The 19,323-nt window shown below is 63.6% G+C and carries 22 protein-coding genes, 3 tRNA genes and 1 pseudogene; 14 read left to right on the plus strand and 12 right to left on the minus strand.

All coding sequences use genetic code 11. The annotated features are described in order from the left end of the window. Positions 1–9: 9 nt before the first annotated feature. On the minus strand, positions 10–1,611 hold the full coding sequence (locus tag NLY33_RS25660; protein WP_031196557.1) for a zinc-binding metallopeptidase family protein: 1,602 nt from the start codon (positions 1,609–1,611) through the stop codon (positions 10–12). Positions 1,612–1,694: 83 nt separating this feature from the next. On the opposite strand from NLY33_RS25660, the gene NLY33_RS25665 reads away from it, so the two are divergent. The 6 genes from NLY33_RS25665 (at position 1,695) to NLY33_RS25690 (ending at position 7,368) form a co-directional block, all read left to right on the plus strand. Then, positions 1,695–2,591 (plus strand): LysR substrate-binding domain-containing protein, encoded by an 897-nt coding sequence (locus NLY33_RS25665; protein WP_023705214.1) that lies wholly within the window; start codon positions 1,695–1,697, stop codon positions 2,589–2,591. A gap of 103 nt (positions 2,592–2,694) precedes the next feature. Further along, positions 2,695–3,786 (plus strand): ABC transporter ATP-binding protein, encoded by a 1,092-nt coding sequence (locus tag NLY33_RS25670; RefSeq protein ID WP_023705215.1) that lies wholly within the window; start codon positions 2,695–2,697, stop codon positions 3,784–3,786. Positions 3,787–3,869: 83 nt separating this feature from the next. Further along, positions 3,870–4,985 carry an ABC transporter substrate-binding protein gene (locus NLY33_RS25675; protein ID WP_023705216.1) on the plus strand — a complete coding sequence of 372 codons (1,116 nt, stop codon included), beginning with the start codon at positions 3,870–3,872 and terminating at the stop codon, positions 4,983–4,985. A gap of 21 nt (positions 4,986–5,006) precedes the next feature. Then, positions 5,007–5,840, plus strand: coding sequence for an ABC transporter permease (locus NLY33_RS25680; protein WP_023708605.1), 834 nt, complete (start codon positions 5,007–5,009; stop codon positions 5,838–5,840). Next, positions 5,840–6,646, plus strand: coding sequence for an ABC transporter permease (locus tag NLY33_RS25685; RefSeq protein WP_023705217.1), 807 nt, complete (start codon positions 5,840–5,842; stop codon positions 6,644–6,646). The genes NLY33_RS25680 and NLY33_RS25685 overlap by 1 nt, the downstream gene beginning before the upstream one ends. A 137-nt stretch (positions 6,647–6,783) precedes the next feature. Then, positions 6,784–7,368 (plus strand): LysE family translocator, encoded by a 585-nt coding sequence (locus tag NLY33_RS25690; RefSeq protein WP_280790699.1) that lies wholly within the window; start codon positions 6,784–6,786, stop codon positions 7,366–7,368. Positions 7,369–7,413: 45 nt separating this feature from the next. On the opposite strand, the gene NLY33_RS25695 is transcribed toward NLY33_RS25690, so the two are convergent. Continuing rightward, positions 7,414–8,304: an alpha/beta fold hydrolase gene (locus NLY33_RS25695; RefSeq protein ID WP_023705219.1), complete on the minus strand. Its 891-nt coding sequence runs from the start codon at positions 8,302–8,304 to the stop codon at positions 7,414–7,416. Further along, positions 8,304–8,639, minus strand: coding sequence for an antibiotic biosynthesis monooxygenase family protein (locus NLY33_RS25700; RefSeq protein ID WP_023670297.1), 336 nt, complete (start codon positions 8,637–8,639; stop codon positions 8,304–8,306). The genes NLY33_RS25695 and NLY33_RS25700 overlap by 1 nt, the downstream gene beginning before the upstream one ends. A 130-nt stretch (positions 8,640–8,769) precedes the next feature. Here NLY33_RS25700 and NLY33_RS25705 point away from each other — a divergent pair. Then, positions 8,770–8,843: transfer RNA gene (locus NLY33_RS25705), tRNA-Cys, on the plus strand. A gap of 20 nt (positions 8,844–8,863) precedes the next feature. Here NLY33_RS25705 and NLY33_RS25710 read toward each other — a convergent pair. Both NLY33_RS25710 and NLY33_RS25715 read right to left on the minus strand, forming a co-directional pair. After that, positions 8,864–8,940: transfer RNA gene (locus NLY33_RS25710), tRNA-Arg, on the minus strand. Positions 8,941–9,000: 60 nt separating this feature from the next. Further along, positions 9,001–9,306, minus strand: a complete 306-nt coding sequence (locus tag NLY33_RS25715; RefSeq protein ID WP_023670294.1) for an ETC complex I subunit — start codon at positions 9,304–9,306, stop codon at positions 9,001–9,003. A gap of 173 nt (positions 9,307–9,479) precedes the next feature. On the opposite strand from NLY33_RS25715, the gene NLY33_RS25720 reads away from it, so the two are divergent. The 4 genes from NLY33_RS25720 to NLY33_RS25735 all read left to right on the plus strand — a co-directional run bounded on the left by NLY33_RS25720 (position 9,480) and on the right by NLY33_RS25735 (position 11,925). Then, complete coding sequence (locus NLY33_RS25720) at positions 9,480–10,664, plus strand: flavin-containing monooxygenase (RefSeq protein WP_023705312.1); 1,185 nt, start codon at positions 9,480–9,482, stop codon at positions 10,662–10,664. 51 nt (positions 10,665–10,715) lie between these two features. Continuing rightward, a tRNA-Pro gene (locus NLY33_RS25725) sits at positions 10,716–10,792 on the plus strand. A 177-nt stretch (positions 10,793–10,969) separates the two neighbouring features. After that, entirely contained in the window at positions 10,970–11,281 is a 312-nt protein-coding gene (locus NLY33_RS25730; RefSeq protein ID WP_023705313.1) for a hypothetical protein, read from the plus strand. A 383-nt stretch (positions 11,282–11,664) separates the two neighbouring features. After that, entirely contained in the window at positions 11,665–11,925 is a 261-nt protein-coding gene (locus NLY33_RS25735; RefSeq protein ID WP_023705314.1) for a hypothetical protein, read from the plus strand. An 8-nt stretch (positions 11,926–11,933) separates the two neighbouring features. Here the strand turns inward: NLY33_RS25735 and NLY33_RS25740 are convergent, their stop codons facing one another. From NLY33_RS25740 to NLY33_RS25760, 5 genes and pseudogenes are all read right to left on the minus strand, one after another. After that, a complete protein-coding gene (locus NLY33_RS25740) occupies positions 11,934–12,317 on the minus strand; it encodes a type II toxin-antitoxin system VapC family toxin (RefSeq protein ID WP_023705315.1) in 384 nt (127 codons plus the stop codon). Beyond that, positions 12,314–12,571 (minus strand): type II toxin-antitoxin system Phd/YefM family antitoxin, encoded by a 258-nt coding sequence (locus NLY33_RS25745; RefSeq protein ID WP_023705316.1) that lies wholly within the window; start codon positions 12,569–12,571, stop codon positions 12,314–12,316. The genes NLY33_RS25740 and NLY33_RS25745 overlap by 4 nt, the downstream gene beginning before the upstream one ends. Positions 12,572–12,891: 320 nt before the next feature. Then, positions 12,892–13,596: a DnaA regulatory inactivator HdaA gene (gene hdaA, locus NLY33_RS25750; RefSeq protein ID WP_023705317.1), complete on the minus strand. Its 705-nt coding sequence runs from the start codon at positions 13,594–13,596 to the stop codon at positions 12,892–12,894. 2 nt (positions 13,597–13,598) lie between these two features. Next, positions 13,599–14,792 (minus strand): AI-2E family transporter, encoded by a 1,194-nt coding sequence (locus tag NLY33_RS25755; protein ID WP_023705318.1) that lies wholly within the window; start codon positions 14,790–14,792, stop codon positions 13,599–13,601. Next, a pseudogene (locus NLY33_RS25760) lies at positions 14,764–15,321 on the minus strand (CDP-alcohol phosphatidyltransferase family protein). The gene NLY33_RS25755 and the pseudogene NLY33_RS25760 overlap by 29 nt, the downstream one beginning before the upstream one ends. 188 nt (positions 15,322–15,509) lie before the next feature. Here NLY33_RS25760 and purM point away from each other — a divergent pair. From purM to NLY33_RS25775, 3 genes are read left to right on the plus strand one after another with little or no spacing between them, the layout of a single operon-like run. Continuing rightward, positions 15,510–16,589 (plus strand): phosphoribosylformylglycinamidine cyclo-ligase, encoded by a 1,080-nt coding sequence (gene purM, locus NLY33_RS25765; protein ID WP_023689059.1) that lies wholly within the window; start codon positions 15,510–15,512, stop codon positions 16,587–16,589. Next, positions 16,586–17,293: a phosphoribosylglycinamide formyltransferase gene (purN, locus tag NLY33_RS25770; RefSeq protein ID WP_023689060.1), complete on the plus strand. Its 708-nt coding sequence runs from the start codon at positions 16,586–16,588 to the stop codon at positions 17,291–17,293. The genes purM and purN overlap by 4 nt, the downstream gene beginning before the upstream one ends. A gap of 6 nt (positions 17,294–17,299) precedes the next feature. Next, positions 17,300–17,824, plus strand: coding sequence for a SixA phosphatase family protein (locus NLY33_RS25775; protein WP_023705321.1), 525 nt, complete (start codon positions 17,300–17,302; stop codon positions 17,822–17,824). 193 nt (positions 17,825–18,017) lie between these two features. On the opposite strand, the gene NLY33_RS25780 is transcribed toward NLY33_RS25775, so the two are convergent. Both NLY33_RS25780 and dapB read right to left on the minus strand, forming a co-directional pair. Then, positions 18,018–18,251: a DUF680 domain-containing protein gene (locus NLY33_RS25780; protein WP_023689062.1), complete on the minus strand. Its 234-nt coding sequence runs from the start codon at positions 18,249–18,251 to the stop codon at positions 18,018–18,020. A gap of 237 nt (positions 18,252–18,488) precedes the next feature. Beyond that, positions 18,489–19,262 carry a 4-hydroxy-tetrahydrodipicolinate reductase gene (gene dapB, locus NLY33_RS25785; RefSeq protein ID WP_023689063.1) on the minus strand — a complete coding sequence of 258 codons (774 nt, stop codon included), beginning with the start codon at positions 19,260–19,262 and terminating at the stop codon, positions 18,489–18,491. Positions 19,263–19,323 lie beyond the last annotated feature (61 nt).

Genomic DNA, 19,323 nt, shown 5'->3' on the forward strand with positions numbered 1-19,323 from the left:
TCTCCTCGATTATGCAGCTTGATTGGGTTGGCTGCTCGGAATCCACCAATCGCGCCCCCGCGCGGTGGTGACATATTCCGGCCAGCGGAAATTGATCGGCGGGTCATAGTCGCAAAGCGGCGCGATCCAGTTGGAGCCACCAATGCCGCCGCCGGTGCGGGTGACGAATTCGTCCATGGCTGCATCACGCGCGGACTTGTCCTCGAGCAGGCGGAGGGCTGCAAGCGCAACCGTCTTGGCGGCGCAAATGACCATCGGGTCAATGGTGGCCGAGATACCGCCCAGCGCGTTCATCGCCCAGGATGGATAGGCATGGCCATTCGCCGAGCGCAGCGCCGGGCGAGCGACATAGAAGCGTGCGGTCGGCGTGTGCCACGACATGTCGGTGTAGTCGTCGGAGGTCGAGTTGATCTGCGACGGAGGCAAATCGCGGCGCAGGATTGCCTCGGCCTCTTGCGGCGCAACCAGCCGCTCCATCTCGTCGATGAAAGGGTTGTCGGTCGCGGTGCCGCCGGCATTGACCTGGACCTCGCGACCGATCGCTTTCGCCGCCTCGTCCCAGCTCGGAGCGCCAACGGTGGACAGCGCCTCATAGGCAATCCCCGCCATGGCGTGATTGGCGAGGCCCGGCCTCGACTTCGACACCCAATGGCGCTCATAGCGACAACCGCTGATCGCCGCGGCCGCGGCCGCATTACGGTCGAGCACCGCGGTGACCTGCTCTGCCATGGCAATGGTCGGCACGCGGATCATGTACTGGATCTCGGCCAGCCCCGCCGGCAGATTGTCGGCGGTCGCCTGCCCGGCGGTGAGGATCGCCTCGCTGATCGACCAGCCGCCCTGGTGAGGCAGCATGGAATCGCGCAGCGCCTTGGAGGTCATGTACATCGTCATCAGCGCGTCATTGGCGCCGGGCGCCCGCACCGCCGAATGCGCCTGCGGGATCGGCGCGCCATCGCTTGCGCGAACCCAGTTTTCGGGTTCGTCGCAGACAAAACGGTAGATCATCGCATAGGCGGCGCCGCAATGCGTGTCCCAGCGCGCCGTGTTGCAGAGCGGCAGCATATAGAAGGGGTGGAAGGAGATCATGCCGGCAAGGCCGTCATAGTAGCCCTTGGCCGCATGGATCGGCTTCGAGCCCCTGACCTTCTCGGCCGGCTCGCCGGTGAAGCGCAGCGTCCCCTTGATGCCGTGGCGTTGCATTGCCGCCTTGGTGGCGAGAAGTCCGCCGAGGCCGGCAATGCCAAGCCCGGAATGCGGATCGGTGTGGCCGCCGGCCTCGCTGCCGAGGCCCGGCCGCGATCGCTTCACCGTTGCCGCGTCCTGGCAGTTGCCAGGCACGGCGTCGTATTCGCCGTACATGCCGATGGTCGGCCCCGGGCCATTCGTCCAGTGGGCGCAAAAGGCGGTCGGCATGCCGGCCGACCCTTCCTCGACCGAAAAGCCCTCATGCTTCAGCCGCGCGACATACCAGGCCGCCGACTGGTATTCGCGCCAGGCTGTTTCGCCGAAATCGAAAATGGTGCGCGTCCACGCCGACAGCGACGGCTGGATGCTATCGAGACAGGCAAGCGCGGTGGCTTGCGCCGAGGTCGTCACCGGTTTCTCCATGCGGCCCAAGAAAGCAGTGAAGCGGCATTGCAAAAAGTGATATGTTTTTCCGGTTCATGCAAATTCGGTTCACCTGAGGCCTCTTGCGAATACCTTCCACACAGGCGCTGCGCGCCCTCGACAGTTTTGCCCGTCACGGCAGTGTCTGGCGCGCAGCCGATGAACTGCATTTGACCCGCAGCGCCGTCAGCCATCAGTTGCGGCTGCTCGAACGCGACCTCGGCTTCGACCTGCTGGAGCGCATCGGCAAGGGCGTGGCGCTGACACCGCGCGGCCAGCGCTATGCCGCCGATGTGAGAAAGGCGCTGACGGTGCTCGGCGATGCGGTGACGCGCCAGGCCGGCACGGGCGTCGGCGGTTCGTTCGCCGTTTCCTGCACGCCGGGCTTCGCCTCTCTGTTTTTATGCACGCACATCGGCGAGTTCCGGCAGATGTATCCGGACGTGGCGCTGTCGATCCTGACGCCGCGGCGGCTGGACGATGTCAGCAATCCAGACGCCGATGCCTTCATTGCCTTTGGCGTCGGCAACTGGCCGAACCGCTCGGTGGAGTTGCTGTGCGAAATCTCGTTCACGCCACTTTGCAGCCCGACACTGCTCAACAAGGTCGGCGGCTTTTCAAAACCGGCCGACGTGCTGCGCGCCAATCTCCTGCATCTCGGCGACACCGAGGACTGGGCGCGCTGGCTGGCGCTGTCCAAGGTGGAAAACCCCGACACCGAAAGCGGTATCTTCTTCTCGGACATGAACCTCGTCTTCTCCGCGGCGATCGCCGGACAAGGCATCGCAATGGGCGACGAACTGACCAGCCGCCGCGCGCTCAGCGAAGGCCGTCTGGTGCGCCCCTTCGATATCGCGATCCCCTCGCCGCGCTCGTATTTCCTGGTGTCGGAACATGCCAAGGCCAGCCACCCGGTGCTGGAAGCGTTCAATGGGTGGTTGAGGTCGAAGCTGTCGGAGAACCGGATCAGCCCGTACTAGCCTCCCATCCGTGAATCAAATTTGCCGATCAGGCGAAAACTATTCGGTTGCGGTGAGCCGGGGCCCTGCCCTACGCTCAAGCCACGACCAAGGAAGAGGCAGGATGCAGCAACCCGGCCGGGCCGCAGAGATCAAGGCAATCGGGATCGGCAAGAGCTTCGGCTCGTTCCGGGCGCTGGACGACCTGACGCTCAATATCGGCCGTGGCGAGTTTTTGACGCTGCTCGGCCCCTCCGGCTCGGGCAAGACCACCTTCCTGATGATCCTGGCAGGCTTCGTGCAACCGACCGCCGGCAAGCTTTTCAGCGACGGTTTCGACATCACCGATCGGCCGGCAGAGCAGCGCGCCGCCGGCATGGTGTTCCAAGGCTATGCGCTGTTTCCGCATATGTCGGTCGAGGCCAACATCGCCTTCCCGCTCAAGGTGCGCAAGAAATCGGCTTCCGAGATCAAGCGCCGCGTTGCCGAGATGATCGAGCGCGTCGGCCTCAAGGGCCATGAGACGAAACTGCCGGCGCAGCTTTCCGGCGGCCAGCAGCAGCGCGTGGCGTTGGCCCGCGCTTTGGTGTTCGAACCCGGCGTGCTGCTCCTCGACGAGCCGTTCTCGGCGCTCGACAAGAGCCTGCGCGGCCAGATGCAGGCCGAGATGAAGCGGCTGCATCAGGAGACCGGCACCACCTTCGTCTTCGTCACCCACGACCAGAGCGAGGCGCTGGCGCTGTCGTCGCGCGTCGCCATCTTCAACCATGGCAAATTGCTGCAGGTCGGTGCACCGGACGAGGTGTATGACCGGCCGGCCAACCGCTTCGTCGCCGAGTTCCTGGGCGAGATCAACATGCTGCCGTTGAAGGGGGTCAAGCCCGCCGACAATGGCTCGACGGGCCTCTGCGAGGAGCGCGCGGTCAACATGCTCTGCAAGGCCGAGAAAGTCCGTGGCGATGCGATCCTGGCGATCCGGCCCGAGCATATGTCGATCGCGCGCGAAGCCGCCGCCGGCGAGAATGGCATCGCCGCCACCGCCATCGGCTCGACCTATCTGGGTGCGGCGACCAAACTCGATCTGACGACGCGCCAGGGCGCCAAGGTGACCGTCTCGGTGCCGAACGAGGTCGCGGCGGCGGCGCTGAGCAAAGGCAATTCCGTCTGGCTGACCTGGCCGGCGGAAAAGGGTTTCCTCCTTCCGGACGGAGGATGACGACGAGAACGGCGAAGTCTTCCAGCAAAGAATCTGGAGCGCGCCATAACCACCGGAACCAATAACGAAAAAGGGGAACTAAAATGACAGACCAAAGCAAAAAACAAGCCATGGACGCGCTATCCGCCCGGGCTGTGCGCGGCGAGATTTCGCGCCGGCAATTCACCCAGCTTGCAGCCTTCGTGCTGGCCGGCACGCCGATGCTGCTGCGCTCGACCGGCGCGTTTGCGCAGGCCAAGGAACTGGTGCTGGTCAACTGGGGTGGCGATGCCCTCACCGCTTATGACGCCGCCTATGGCCAGGCCTTCACCAAGGAGACCGGCATCGCCGTCAAGATGGACGGTTCGGGCCCGACCGAAGGCGCGATTGCCGCACAGTTCAAGAGCGGCGCGCCGACCTGGGATCTCGTCGATGTCGACCCGTTCTCGGCCATCACGCTCGGCGCCCAGGGTGCGCTCGAGCCGATCGACTACGCCGTCGTCGACAAGAAGAAGATGCGAGAAGGCTTCGGCTGGGAATACGCGGCCTCGACCTATTTCTTCTCCTACGTCATCGCCTATGACTCGGAGAAATACGGCAAGGACGCGCCGACCGGCATGGCCGACTTCTTCGACGTGAAGAAGTTTCCGGGCAAGCGCTCGCTCTACAAATGGGGCGTGTCGAGCTGGGAAGCAGCGCTGCTTGCAGACGGCATCGCGCCGGCCTCGCTCTACCCGCTCGACCTGAAGCGAGCGCATGACAAGATCGCCGCTTTCAAGGAAAACGTCGTGGCTTACTGGGGCGGCGGCGCCGAGAGCCAGAGCGTGCTGCTCAACGGCGAAGCCTCGATGGCGATCGTGTGGTCGACCCGCGCCTCGCTGATCGAGCAGGACTCGGGCGGCAAGATCAAGTTCATCTGGGATCAGGGCCTGATTTCGCCCGGCGCGCTGGCCGTGCTCAAGGGCAACCCCGGCGGCAAGGACGCAGCGATGAAGTTCATCGCCAGCGCCCAGGATCCGCAAAAGCAACTGGTGATGTTCGACAAGCTCGGACAGGGTCCGGCCAATCCGGCCGCCGATGCGCTGATCCCCGCCGACAAGAAGCGCATCAACCCGGTCGATCCCGAAAACATGAAGAAGCAGATCGCGCTCGACATGGACTGGTACGCCAAGAATTACGGGGCAGCACTCGACGAATACACCAAGATCATCTCGGCCTGACCAGGCCGGGCACGAGCTTCGATGAGAGGCACCCTCTCCGACAGGATGGGCGCGGCGGTGCTGATGGCGCCGCTGCTCCTGTTCCTTGTGCTGGCCTACGCCTGGCCGTTCCTCGGCGTCGTCAAGTGGAGCGTCACCTTGCCGACACCGGGGCTCGGCCAGTATGGCGCGCTCGCCACCGATGCTCTGGTGCAGTCTGTGTTCATCCGCACGCTGCGCATCGCGCTGATCGTCACCGTGGTTTCCGTGGCGGCGGCATACGCCATCACCATGGTGTGGGTGCGCGGCAGCCCGGCACAGCGCATAATCGCTGAATTCTGCATTCTCGTCCCCTTCTGGATCTCGGTGCTTACCCGCGCCTTCGGCTGGGTGGCGCTTTTGTCCAACCGCGGCCTGATCAACACCTGGCTGCAATCGATCGGCTTCATCTCCGAGCCGCTGGCGCTGGTGCGCAACGAGTTCGGCGTCATCGTCGGCATGACGCATTTCCTCATTCCCTTCGCGGTGTTCCCGCTGGCCTCCACCATGCGCAGCCTCGACGAGCGCGTGCTGCTCGCGGCGCGCGGGCTCGGCTCCAGCCGTATGCGCACCTTCTGGACCGTGTTCGTGCCGATGACGCGCTCCGGCATCATCGGTTCGGCGATGATCGTGTTCGTCTTCTCGCTCGGCTTCTTCGTCACGCCGGCGATCCTCGGCGGCGGCCGCAGCGTGATGATCGCCGAGCTGATCTACCTCAGGATATTCCAAAGCCCCGACTGGGGACTGGGTGCGGCGATCAGCGTCGTGCTGGTGCTGTTCGTCGGCGCGCTCATGGCGCTGCTGTTCCGCTATGTCAGACCGAAGCAACTGATCTGATGCCGACCTATCGCCCCGGTCCCGTCTCCCTGATCCTCGCCGTGCTAGTGGCGCTGTTCCTGCTGCTGCCGCTGTTGGCGGTCATCCCGGTGTCGCTGACGCCAAGCCGCATGCTGGCTATGCCGACGGGCGAACTGTCGCTGCGCCACTACCGCGCACTGATCGAGGATCCGCGCTGGCTCGACGCCGTCCTGCTGTCGATCCGCATCGGCATCGTCAGCAGCGTCATCTCCACCGTGCTGGCGCTGTGCTTCAGCCTTGGCGCCTGGATGTTCCAGCCGCGATTTACCGCCGCCCTTGTCGGCTTCGTGCTGTTGCCGATGGTGGTGCCGCCGGTGGTCTCGGCGATCACGCTCTACTTCCTGCTGACGTCGATCTCGGGCATGAGTTCGTTCTTCGGCTACGACACCTGGCTCGGCGTCGCCATGGCGCATTCGGTGATGACGGTGCCTTTCGCCACGGTGCTGATCCTGGTCTCGCTCAGCCAGCTCGACCGCCGCATCGACCTTGCCGCGCGCGGCCTTGGCGCCGGCGTGTGGGAACGCGCCACGCGCATCATCATGCCCAACATCAAGTTCGGCATCGTCACCGCCGCGCTGCTGTCCTTCGTGCTGTCCTGGGAAGAGATAGGCGTCACCCTGTTCATCACCTCGGTCAACGCCATCACGCTGCCGCGGCTGATGTGGATGGGCCTGCGCGACAACATCGACCCGGCGATCGCCGCGCTCTCGGTGATCCTGATCATCATCACCGTGCTGGTGCTGGCGGTGCGGACTGTGGTGGTGAAGATGCGCGGCGGGCACTGAGCCAAGGTGGCCAACAACAATCGGCGATAGCCAAGCCGCTGTGTGAAGGGCGTTACGGACGGTGAGCGCCGGGTACATTACGCGGCGTCATGGGAAACCTGCCGCTGGTGACATTTGCCTTCGTGTCGGTGCTCGGAATGGCGGTTCCGGGACCGGACGTCGTGCTCGCCATCACCAACGGCTCCCGCTACGGTTTTCGACGCGCGTTTCTCGGCATGGCCGGCGTCGTACTGTCTGATTTCGTTCTTATCAGCATCGTCGCGCTGGGCTTCGGCGCTCTTCTGCTGGCTTCGGAATTCTATCTCTCGGCTCTCAGGATGTTCGGCGCGGGCTATCTGCTTTTCGTCGCCATCGGTACCCTGCGCACCGCGTCCCGACCTTCGTTCAACCCTAACCTTCCCGAAACACGCCATTCAGCCAAGGCACTCATTGGGCGCTGCTTCCTGGTGGCGGTCACAAATCCGGCGGCCTGGCTGCTTTTCCCCGCGATCCTGCCGCATTTTGTCCGCGTGGATGAGCCGATCGCGATCCAGTATGGCATCCTGGCCATTATCGCCGCGCTTGCCGATGTGTTTGTGCTGACGTTTTACGCAGCCCTTGGCGCGCGGGCTGCAAGGCTTCTGGCTGGGCCAAACGCCGTGTGGATCGACCGGTTGTACGGTATCGCCCTGCTTGGTCTTTCGAGCACTTTGATCCTGCAATCCCTCGGGCATCTGAGATAGTCGACACAGGACTACACAGGGCCGGATTTAGCAATCGGCCCGTAGTCAGCTTGCGAAGAATCTCGACAGCCTTGCAGCCGTGTCTTCGGGGTGCTCTTCCGGGAAGAAATGCCCACCCTTGACCGAGCCGCCTCCGACGTTATCAGCCCATTGCCGCCAGATCGCCAACGGGCCACCTTCCTCCGCATACCAGTTTTCCAACCCGCCCTCGCCGCTCCAGAGCGCAAGCAGCGGGCATCTGATGCGACGGCCGTCAGCCTGGTCCTGCGCGTCGTGCTCGCGGTCGATGCCTGCGGCGGCGCGATATTCCTCGCAGATGGCGTGGGCATGGGCGGGATCACGCAGCGCCTCGATATAGGCGGCCCTGACCTCAGCGGGAAAAGCATCTGGAGCCGAGCCCCAGCCGGCGATCGCATTGTCGACAACTGCGTCGGGTGCTGCGGACAACAGGCGCTCAGGCAGCGGTTCCGGCTGGGCGAGCAGGCTCCACGGCCAGAAGGCCAGCGCCAACCTGGCATCGACCCGATCCCAGGCGGAGGCCGTGGGGACGATGTCGAGAACGGCGACCTTCGATACGATTTCACGGTGGTCGAGCGCCATGCGGTAGGCGACGCGGCCGCCACGGTCGTGGCCGGCAACCATGAAACGGTCGAAACCGAGAACGTCCATAACCTGCACCATGTCGCGCGCCATCGCTCGTTTGGAATAGGCGGCATGATTGGCTCCGGAAGCCGGACAGCCGCTTTGTCCGTAGCCTCTCAGATCGGCGGCAACCACGCTGAAGTGCGGCGCCAATGCCACGGCGATGTCCCGCCACATAACATGCGTTTCGGGAAAGCCATGCAGGAGCAGCAGCGGCGGCCCTGAGCCACCGGCCCTGACGAAGATCGATGTCTTCTTCATTTGAACGGTCCTGGCGTCAAAGCCCGCAAACATCAGCTGCCGCCTACCATTCCGTGGCTGGAAAGGATGCGCAACACCTGGACACCCTTCGGCAATTCGATCAGGAACTCCTTGTCGCGGTCGAGATGGTGGATGCTTTGCGGATCGCCGCCGGTAAAGGCGGCCATTGCTTCGACGCTCTCCCAATAGGAGATGGTGATGAATTCCGAATGCGTCGGCGTGTCCTCGCGAAAAGTCTGCACGCCAAGCGCTTTCTCGATCAGCGGCTTGATACCAGCCTCGTAATTGTAGCGCTCATAGGCGTCGGCCCTGTCGGGCGAGGTCCTGCCGCGCCAGATGCGCGCAATGGTCGGGGTTTTCGGTGCCATCTGCGACAAACGCCTGAACGCGAGCCGCGTTCCGAACATCTCGACTGGTGGCAGCCGGATCGCGGTCCGAACCTGCGAGCAGAGGCCGGCCAAGTTGACTAGCTGTCGCGGTCAATGCACAAGGAGCCATGGTCTGAGGGCGGGACGGTGACGCATCGGTCTGCAAAACCGACGTAGTGGGTTCAATTCCCACTCAGGCCTCCACACTATCTCTTTGAAGTTGTTGGCGATCCCGACAGGATTCGAACCTGTGACCATCGGCTTAGAAGGCCGGTGCTCTATCCAGCTGAGCTACGGGACCGCTGGCCGGCATTTGATATCTTGGCCGGCTGATGTCTATGTGCCAGGCGCTGACCGCCGGTCAATGCGTCCAGGGTATCCTGCGGTCATAGCGGAAATTTTCCGCATAGGAAATCTGCCGGCGCTTGGTCTCTTTCGGCTCCTCGACACGGAAGGCCAGCCCCTGCTTTTCGGCATAGGCCACCGCTTCTTCCCTGGTGTCGAAGGTCAGCCTGATCTGGCTCAGCATGTCGCCCGATGTGGTGTAGCCCATCAGCGGGTCGATCTTCTTGCGCTGGGCGGGATCGAATTCCAGCACCCAATGGCCGGTTTTGGCCTTGCCGGACTGCATCGCGGTTTTGGCTGGGCTGAAAATACGCGCGGACATGGGCACCTCGTAGCTGCGTTGGCGGTAGCGCCGCCTTATTTCAGTCAATACTGTGCAACACTGCCGACGGCAAGGCCGAAGCGGCCTGCAACCAGGCCGCTTCGGCAGCGGCATCGACTGGATACACTGGCGTAGCATCAAAAGTCATGGTCATGATGGCGACACAAAGAGGCATGGACGCAGGGATTTTGCACGCCGAGGCCGACAGCCAAGCGATTTTCGACGGCGCGATCGTGATCGGCGCCGGGGCAGCCGGCTTGACCGCAGCCCATGCGCTGCTCAAGACCGGCGTGCCTGTGATGGTGTTGGAAAAGGAAGCCCGGCTGGCCGAGCCATGGCACGGGCGGCACGAGCGACTGCATCTCAATACGCATCGCGACCTTTCGGCGCTGCCGGGCGTTTCCTTTCCTGCCGGCACCCCTGCCTTTCCGCACCGAAACACCATCATCGGCCATTTGAACGAATTCCACGCCATGCACCGGCTGCCGGTCGAGTTCGGCATCGCGGTCGAGGAGATTGGCTTCGAGGGCGACCACTGGCTTGTGCGGACCAGTGCCGGGCCGCGGCAGGCGCGCCATGTCGTCATCGCCACCGGGCGCGACCGGCAGTCCTTCATTCCGGCCTGGAAAGGCATGAAGGCCTTTGCCGGACGCATCATCCATTCGGCCGCATTCGGCGACGCCAAGGCCTATGCGGGCAAGAAAGTGCTGGTCGTCGGCGCCGGCAATTCCGGCTTCGACGTGCTCAATCACCTGGCGGCAGCCGGCACGGGACAGATCTGGCTGTCGGCGCGCAACGGTCCGGCACTGCTGCCCAAGCGCCTCGGCCAGATCGCCGTCCACCGGTTTTCGCCGATCCTGGCGCGGCTGCCGTTCAAGCTCGCCGATGCGGTGATGGCGGCGACGCAGCGATGGGCCTTCGGCGACCTCACGGCCTACGGCCTGCCGCCGACGCCTTCGGGCGGCGCAAGCCGGCTGGCGTCGGATTATACCGCCATCGCCACCGATGACGGCGCCGTCGATGCCATCAAGGACGGCAGGATCATCGTGCTGCCAACCGTGCGGGAATTTACCGGCGACACGGTCGTTTTCGAGGATGGTGCGACGATCCAGCCCGATATCGTCATCGCCGCGACCGGCTACCGCACCGGGCTCGAGGCCATGCTGGGCAAGCTCGGCGTGCTCGACGAAAAGGGCGTGCCGCTGTTCAACGGCGCCGACAGCGACCCGAAACTGCCGGGCCTGTGGTTCACCGGCATGCGGCCAAGCGTCCGTGGCTGCTTCGCCAATGCCCGCATCCAGGCCAAGGCGATCGCAGCCAGGATTGCGCGGGAGCGCAGACCGCCAAGCCCCGTTTGATGTTTTAGGGGTTGCGCGACAGGGTTCGGAACCTTATACGCCGCAGGGCCTCGGAGTGTAGCGCAGCCTGGTAGCGCATCTGGTTTGGGACCAGAGGGTCGGGAGTTCGAATCTCTCCACTCCGACCATTTTTTCACACAAAGCCCGTCCTTGCCCAAGGTCACCCCCCAAGATCGCCAATGGCTGCCTCGCCGGTAGCGCATGGCGGCACGCATTGCCCAAGCAGCAGCCGCTCGCCGATCGGACCCTACATTGGAACACCGGTTCGCTCCGAGAGTTGTGTATGTTCAACCAAGGAGCCAACAATGAAAACCCTTCTCATCGCCTCGATGATCGCGTTCGCCGGAACGGCGGCTTTGATCGCACCGGCGCAAGCCGCCAGTCTGACTATCCAGTCCGATGACGACGATCAATATTCGTCCGACGGTGGCGATATACAGATTCTTCGCCATCACCAGCGCCACAAAGACTATAGCGACGACTATGGCGACGACTACAGCGACAACCAGGATGGCCAATGGCGGCGCCACCATCGCCATCACCGCTGCCATATCGAACTGGTCAGGCACTGGCGCCATCACCACAGGGTCGTCGAAGAGGTCAGGGTCTGCGGCTGATCCGATCGCTTTGGACCTGCTCCGGCCGGGTTGGCGGCCGGAGCACCAATCTGACCTAAAGCGCGTCGCTTTGAACGGACTCACGCGACGCGCTTAAGGTGCTTGTTTGATGCATTTCGTTCTCTCAAAAACCGGGGCCACTTTTTTTGCGACATGCATTAGGCGCCGGTATCATCGACAGCATCCCTTCTGCGGGTTTGGCTGAAAATCCGACGCAGGGATAATCCTCCCGCTTCCACCTCTATCGCCGGTCTAAAAGCGCGTCGCGCTGAAACGGATTCAGGCGACGCGCTTTGATTTTTGTTTTGATGCATGTCGTTCTCTCAAACCGGGACCACTTTTGAGCGACATGCATTAAACTCCGGGCAAAGGGGAGATTCTGGATGCTTGGTCTCGAGGCATGGCTTTCGCTGATTGGCCCTGCCTACTTCGCTTACATCGGCATCACGGTTCCGTTCGTCGTCGTCTGGGCCATTATCTGTGCAGCCCTGTGGATCTGGAACAACCGGCCGAGCAAGAGGCAAGGCCCTCCCCGCTCGTGGCCCGCCAGCGTGCTGTTCTTTCTCGTCGTCGCCGCGTGCTACGTGGCAGCGCATACGGTGGTCTATCTGCTGGTCCGGTATTTTGCGGCGTTGTGGGCATAAACGTAGCTCTATAGAGCGCTCTCGATATCGGTCTTCGAAAAATCGTCGCCAACATAGAGCAAGCGGCAGGCTCGATCCTTTGCCACTTCATAGGCAAAGCAATCGCCGAAATTGAGCCCGGCCGGATGAATACCCTTGCCCCATCGCCCATACGCCTCGGCTATGCGCCGGCCAGAGGCTGGTGTCACCGCCGGGACCTCGAAGCCGAGCCCGTCGATCAGGCCGGCCATTTCCTCACCGACATTGCGCCTATCCGCCACGATCAGCGCCTCGGCCACTGTGCCAGCCGAGATCAGAATATCGTCTTCGGCTTCCAGCGCCGCAATGCAGGCACTGGATTGAGGTTCGGCAAGAACGATCGCCATCAGGGCCGAGGTATCGACCACGATCATTCGGGCAGGCCATCAGCGCCATAGAGGAAATCCTGACTGCGCGCTGCATCCGGCCCGGCCTTCGCCTTGGCAGCGCCGGATGCTCGCATTGCCTCCAGCAATGCCCGGCGGCCTTTCCTGTCAGGGGCAGCCTTCACGGGAACAAGGCGCACGGCTGCATGACCATGGCGGGTCAGGATAATTTCATCCCCAGCCTCGGCACGACGCACCAGTTCGGTGAGCTGCCCCTTGGCGTCTGTAACGGATACCTGCATTGACCACTCCTTTATGGACCATGCTCTGGTCCATATTCAAAAAGTAGACCATCTAATGGTCCATTTCAATGCAGGACGATGAGATCTTGCGGCTTGGTGAAGTCTGAATGACAGCTGGCGCGCAATCGTAGGCCTTGCGGCGATTCTATCTGAAGGTAAGCTCGCCGGGCGAGAACCCCAATCATCACTCCCGGCGAGCCTACAACCCGATCAGGAACGCGATCAGGACCGGGGTCAGCCGGCAAACGCAGTGTTGCAAGATGGATGCCAGAGGTTTCTTCTCGAAATGGGACAGGAGCGGAGTCTTCTCCTTCCACTGCCTACACGTCGAACTCGCCCTGCCCTTCGTCCATTGCGCTGACGGTTTCGGCGGCGAGCGCCCTGGTGATCGGCGTCTTGCGCTCGAGCGCGGTGCGGTCGAGGCGCTCGACCACGCGCATGGCGGTGGCCAGCGAGCGCTCGATGCGGCGCACCAGATATTGCACGACATGCGGCTCGACCTCGACCTGGCGGTCGGCGAAGAGTTTGGTGATGACACCGGCCAGAAGCAAATCGTCCGGCTCATGGATCTCGACGGTTGCCGCCGCCTTCAGCCGCGAGGCAAGATCGGGCAACCTCACCCTCCAGGCGGCGGGGAAGCGCCGCGCCGTCAACAGCAAGGTGGCCCCGGCGCCGCGCACTTCATTGATGAGATGGAACAGGCCCGCCTCGTCGATGGCTGTCTTGTCGACATCGTCGATCAGCGCGGGCCTGCCGCCAAGCCCGGTGATGGCATTGCCGATGCGCTGGGCATCGACCGCCACAGCGTTGGCCCGCGCCTGCCAGATCGAGCCCAGATGTGTCTTGCCGGAACCGGCCGGGCCAGCGAGCACGATCACCGGCGACGGCCAGTCCGGCCAGCGATCGACAAGGGCTGCCGCCTCGCGGTTGGTGGCCGACACCACCAGTTCGTCGCGCGAGTAGCCGGTGCCGTGGCCAAGGTCGAGCGGCAGTTGGCGCGGCGGTTCGGTCTTATGATCCGTCACGTTCAGCCGCGCGGCGACCGGTGGCCGCCGCCGCGAGCGGCGGGCAGCGGCGGGACGGGCTCGGTGGAGTGTCCCTTGTAGAGCGGCGATTCGAGATAGCGGGCAATGGCAAAGCGCACCAGCACGGCAACCGCCGCCGAAGCAGGAACGGCAATCAGCAGGCCGACGAAGCCGAACAAGGCGCCGAAAGCGAACAGCGCAAACATCAGCCAGACCGGGTGCAGGCCGACGCTTTTTCCGACCAGCCGGGGCTGCAGGATGTTGCCTTCGATGAACTGACCGATGAAGAAGACCACCGCGACAGCAACGATCATGGTCCAGTCCGGCCAGAACTGGACGAAGGCGACGCCGACGGCCAGCACCAGCCCGGTCAGCGAGCCGACATAGGGAATGAAGGAGATCAGCCCGGCGAAGAGCCCGATCAGGATGGCGAAATTCAGCCCGGTCAGCGTCAGGCCAGTGGCATACATGCCGCCGAGCACCAGGCACAGCGTGCCCTGGCCGCGCACGAAGCCGGCCGTCGCGGTGTTGATGTCCCTGGAGATCGCCCTGACCGTCCCGACATAATCGCGCGGCACCCAGCTGTCGACGACCGCCACCATGCGATCCCAGTCGAGCAGCATGTAGAAAGCGACGACCGGTGTGACCACGAACAGGCTGACCACCGACACCAGAGCAACGCCGGAACTCCAGATCGAGGTGAAGACGGTGCTCAGCAGGCCGAAACCGGACGTGAGCAGCGAATTCAGCCCGTCGCGCAGGCCATTGGCATTGACGCCGAATTTCTGCTCCAGCCATTTCGGATCGAAGCTGGTGATCAGCGACTGCAGCCGGGTCAGATATTCCGGAAGCTTGCTGGCGAAATCGGCCATCTGCGTGGCCAGAACCGGAACCAGGATGACGAAGGCCAGCACCAAAAGGACGATGAAGGCGATCAGGATGACCACCGTCGCCATCAGCCGGGAGAGGCCGAGGCGTTGCAGCCGGTCGGCGACCGGGTCGAGGAAATAGGCCAGCACCATGCCGGCAACGAACGGCAACAGGATGCTGGAAAAAATGTAGAGGAACAGCGCCAGGAAGATTGCCGTGCCCAGCCAGAAGAAAATCTGGCGGCGAAACGCCAGGGACGCAGCCGCCTCTGCCAGCGCTGCAGTCGCGGCATTCTTGTCAACTACCCGGGGTGGAGCCTTCGCCATAGCCGCTCATATGCCTCAGCCAAGCCACGAGATAGGCCGCGGCCGAAGCCACGGTCAAGACCCCGGACAGCAATATGAGCGTAGGCCTGAGCGGGTCGAGGTGGAGGCCAAGGGCAAGTTCGCCCAGCACCACGGCGCCAGCACGATCTGGGCGGCGGTGTTGGCCTTTCGACACATAGAGCGGCTTCATCTCGACCGGATGCGCCATGACCGTGGACAAAAGCACGGCGCAGATGATCAGCGCATCGCGTGACACCATGGTCACCACCAGCCACAGCGGCAATTGCCCGATGAAGCCCATGACCACGAACACCGAGACCAGAAGCACCTTGTCGGCCATTGGATCGAGATAGGCGCCGAGTTTCGAATGCTGGTTGAAACGGCGGGCGATGAAGCCGTCAACGCCGTCGGAAATGCCGGCGACGAGAAAGCCGGCAAAGGCCCAGTCCCAGCGCATATTCAGCATCGCCAGTACGACGGCCGGAACCAGCACGAAGCGCAGGATGGTGATGAGGTTGGGAATGGTCAAAGGCATGTCCCGCCATGCTTGTTCTGCAGATCGATGGTGGAGATGGATTGTGGCTGCAAGGACCCAGCGGTGAAGGGGCGACTGTCCACGTATTTATCTTGGGCAAAAGCCCGGTATCCTGTCGTCATCCTTGCCCCCCGAAACCATTCATGCGAAGAGCCGCCGAGGGAAACAGGGATGCGCCGACGATGAGCAAGGGCGACCGGGCCAAGCGCAAGAACGGGCTCACCTATGCCGAGGCGGGCGTCGACATCGATGCCGGCAACCTCATGGTCGAGAAGATCAAGCCGCTGGTGCGCGCGACGCGCCGGCCGGGCGCCGATGGCGAGATCGGCGGTTTTGGCGGCCTGTTCGACCTCAAGGCGGCGGGTTTCACGGATCCGGTGCTGGTTGCCGCCAATGACGGCGTCGGCACCAAGCTGAAGATCGCCATCGATGCCGGCAAGCACGACACGATCGGCATCGACCTCGTCGCCATGTGCGTCAACGACATCGTCGTGCAGGGCGCCGAGCCACTGTTCTTCCTCGACTATTTCGCCACCGGCAAGCTCGACCCCGACCAGGGGGCGGCAATCGTCGGCGGCATAGCAATCGGCTGCCGACAGGCCGGCTGCGCGCTGATCGGCGGCGAGACGGCCGAAATGCCCGGCATGTATCACGACAAGGATTACGACCTGGCCGGTTTCGCCGTCGGTGCTGCCGAACGCGGCCAGTTGCTGCCGACCGACGATATCGTCGAAGGCGACGTGCTGCTTGGCCTGGCTTCCTCGGGCCTGCATTCGAATGGCTTTTCGCTGGTGCGCCGCATCGTTGGCGTCAGCGGTCTTGCCTGGGGCGATCCGGCGCCGTTCAACGATGAGGCGACGCTGGCAGAGGCGCTGCTCGAGCCGACCCGCATCTATGTGAAGTCGGTCCTCAAAGCGATCCGTGGCACGCACGGCATCAAGGCGCTGGCCCACATCACCGGCGGCGGTTTCCCCGAAAACATCCCGCGCGTCCTGCCAAAGGACTTTTCCGCAGAGCTCGATCTCAATGCCATCGATGTGCCGCAGGTGTTTTCCTGGCTGGCGAAGACTGGCGGCGTGGCGCCGGAGGAGATGATGCGCACCTTCAACTGCGGTATCGGCATGATCCTCGTCGTCGCCTCCGGCCAGGCCGCACAGGTCGCAGCCGTGCTGCAGGAGGCCGGCGAGACGGTGACGCCGATCGGCCGCATCGTGCCGCGCCGCGACGCCGGCGTTATCTATCGGGGCTCGATCGGCCTATGAGCAGGAAACGCACGGTTGTTTTGATCTCGGGACGCGGCTCGAACATGACGGCGCTAATCGCGGCGGCGAGCGACCCGGCCTATCCCGCCGAGATCGTTGGCGTCATTTCCGACCGGGCCAACGCCGCCGGCCTCGGCATCGCGGCCGCGCGCGGTATCCCGACCAAGGTCATCGTGCGCGCCGACCATGCCAGCAAGGAAGCCCATGATGCGGCGATCGACGCCGCGCTGATTGCGTTCAATGCCGAGATCGTGGCGCTGGCCGGCTATCTGCGCATTCTCTCCCGCGGCCTGGTCGAGAAGTGGCAAGGGCGCATGCTCAACATCCACCCTGCCCTGCTGCCGGCCTTCAAAGGGCTCGATACGCATGCGCGCGCCCTGCGCGCCGGCATTCGCATTCATGGCTGCACGGTGCATTTCGTCACATCAGAGATGGATGACGGCCCGATCATCGCGCAGGCAGCGGTGCCGGTGATGGTCGGCGACAACGAAGACACGCTGGCCGCCAGAGTGCTGAAGGCCGAGCACCGGCTTTATGCGCTGGCACTCGGGCTGGTCGCCGACGGCAAGGCGCACATGGAAGGCGGCCGCACCGTGCTGGCGCATTTCGCCGACGATGCCGAAAACGGAACTTCCGTGGTGATGGCGCCCGACCCGCTGCGCGAAGAACGCGATCTCGAACATCTGGCGCGGATCACGCCGTAGGCCGACATGGCGACACCGAGACAATTGCTCCTGCTGCGCCACGCCAAGTCGAGCTGGGACGACCCGGCGCTTGCTGATTTCGACCGGCCGCTCGGGCCGCGCGGGCTGAAGACGGCGCCGCTGATGGGGCGCGAACTGGCCCGGCGCAGTTGGCTGCCTGACCTGGCGCTGGTGTCGCCGGCGCTGCGTACGCGCGAGACATGGCGGCTGGTCTCGGCGGAACTGTCGGCGAGCGTAACGGTGGAGTTCGCCGAGGCGCTTTTCGAAGCCACGGCTGGCGACATTCTGGCCGAGCTGCAGCAGGCAGTCGCATCGGCTAGCTGTCTCCTGGTGCTCGGCCATAATCCCGGCCTGGAGGACTTTGCCCGCCGGCTCGCCGGTCCGCGATCGGGTGTGGCTGCTCTCAGGAAACTTGAAGAGAAATTCCCGACCGGCGCCCTTGCCCGCTTTGTCATCGACGGCGACTGGGCGGATCTCGGCTTCGGCGCGGCCCGGTTGACGCATTGCATCAAGCCGAAGGATCTAAGCTAGACCAAGCTGCCTAACGGGCTAGCCGCAGGTGACAGCCGCAAACCGTGTTTTGAAAAGACCACGGTCAAACAAGGAGATAGGACCAATTGCTGGCGGATTGATTCAAGATCTTTGCGGCCCCGAGTCGATTGCATAAAAACAAGAGCGGTGGGCCGGGCCCACCGCTCTTTGTGGTCGTAGATTTCTCAGAAAATCAACGACCCCAGATGCCCTGGCCGGATTCCGGCTGGTTCGAGTCGCCCTTGATCGTGAAATCGCCGAGGCTGGCCGGCTTGCGGATCGAGGCGGTATAATTGTGATCGATGTTGCCGGCGGGCGCTGTTACAGCAGGCTGGTTGACGCTGTCGGAGCCGTAGTGGTCGCTGCCTGCGAAAGCGGTGCCGGTGGCAAGGAGGATGGCAGCAGCGGTAAGTGCGATCTTGGTCATTTCAGGTAATCCAGATTTTTCAGTTCTGTCCGTCAAGTGGCGTGCCTTGGGAGGAATTCGCGTCGCTCGGACCACCCCGAAATGGGTGTGCGTTGCTGCCATTGCCAATCACAAAAATGTGCGAACCGAACCGTTCGGTTCGGTCTAGGAAGGCGCGAAATGGCGTAGTTGTTGCTATATTCTATTCTCTATACGGCTCCGACCTCGCAACGCCCCTCGTTGCGTTACGCTTGCATCTCAAAAGGTCGTGAAGCCCAGTACGTCGCGCATGTCGTATTCGCGGGGCGGCCGGACGGCGACCCAGCGTGCTGCCGCAATGGCGCCGCGCGCGAACATCGAGCGGTCGGCGGCCGAATGGGAAAGCGTGAGCGTCTCGCCCTCGGCCAGCAAGCTCACGCTGTGCTCGCCGACGATGCTGCCGCCGCGCAGCACGGCAAAGCCGATCTCGCCGGCAGGGCGTGGACCTGTAACGCCGTCGCGGATGCGTTTCGCCACATCGTCCAGCCTGACGCCATGTCCGCGAGCGGCCGCCTCGCCCAGTATCAGCGCCGTGCCCGACGGTGCGTCGACCTTCATGCGGTGATGCGCTTCCAGGATTTCGATGTCGGTGTCGGGACCAAGTGCTCGCGCCGCCTGCTCGACCAGCCCGGTCAGCATGCTGAGCCCGAGCGAGTAGCTGCCGGAGCGAACGATGGCGACGGAGTTCGAAGCAGTAGCGATGGCGGCGAGATCGGCCGGCTCGAAGCCGGTCGAGCCGATGACCAGCGCCGGGCCGCCGCGGGCCGCGCAAGCTTGTGCAAGATCGACGGAGGCCGCAGGCGTGGTGAAATCGATGACGACATCCGCAAGCGCCAGTGCTTCGTCGCGCTCGACCAGCCCCTCACCGATGCTGCCCGGCCTGTGAAAGCGGGCGACGAGCGCCAGCCTGGGATCGGTCTCGACGGCCAGCGCCATCTCCCTGCCCATGCGGCCGAGCGCACCGGCTATGGCTATTTTCAATGGATGCGGCATGGCGGCTTTCACTGGAAATGCGAGTCGCAACAATGATCTACCATGCCGCCCTGCCAGATTG

The sequence above is a fragment of the Mesorhizobium sp. C432A genome, from assembly GCF_030323145.1.
Taxonomy (GTDB): domain Bacteria; phylum Pseudomonadota; class Alphaproteobacteria; order Rhizobiales; family Rhizobiaceae; genus Mesorhizobium.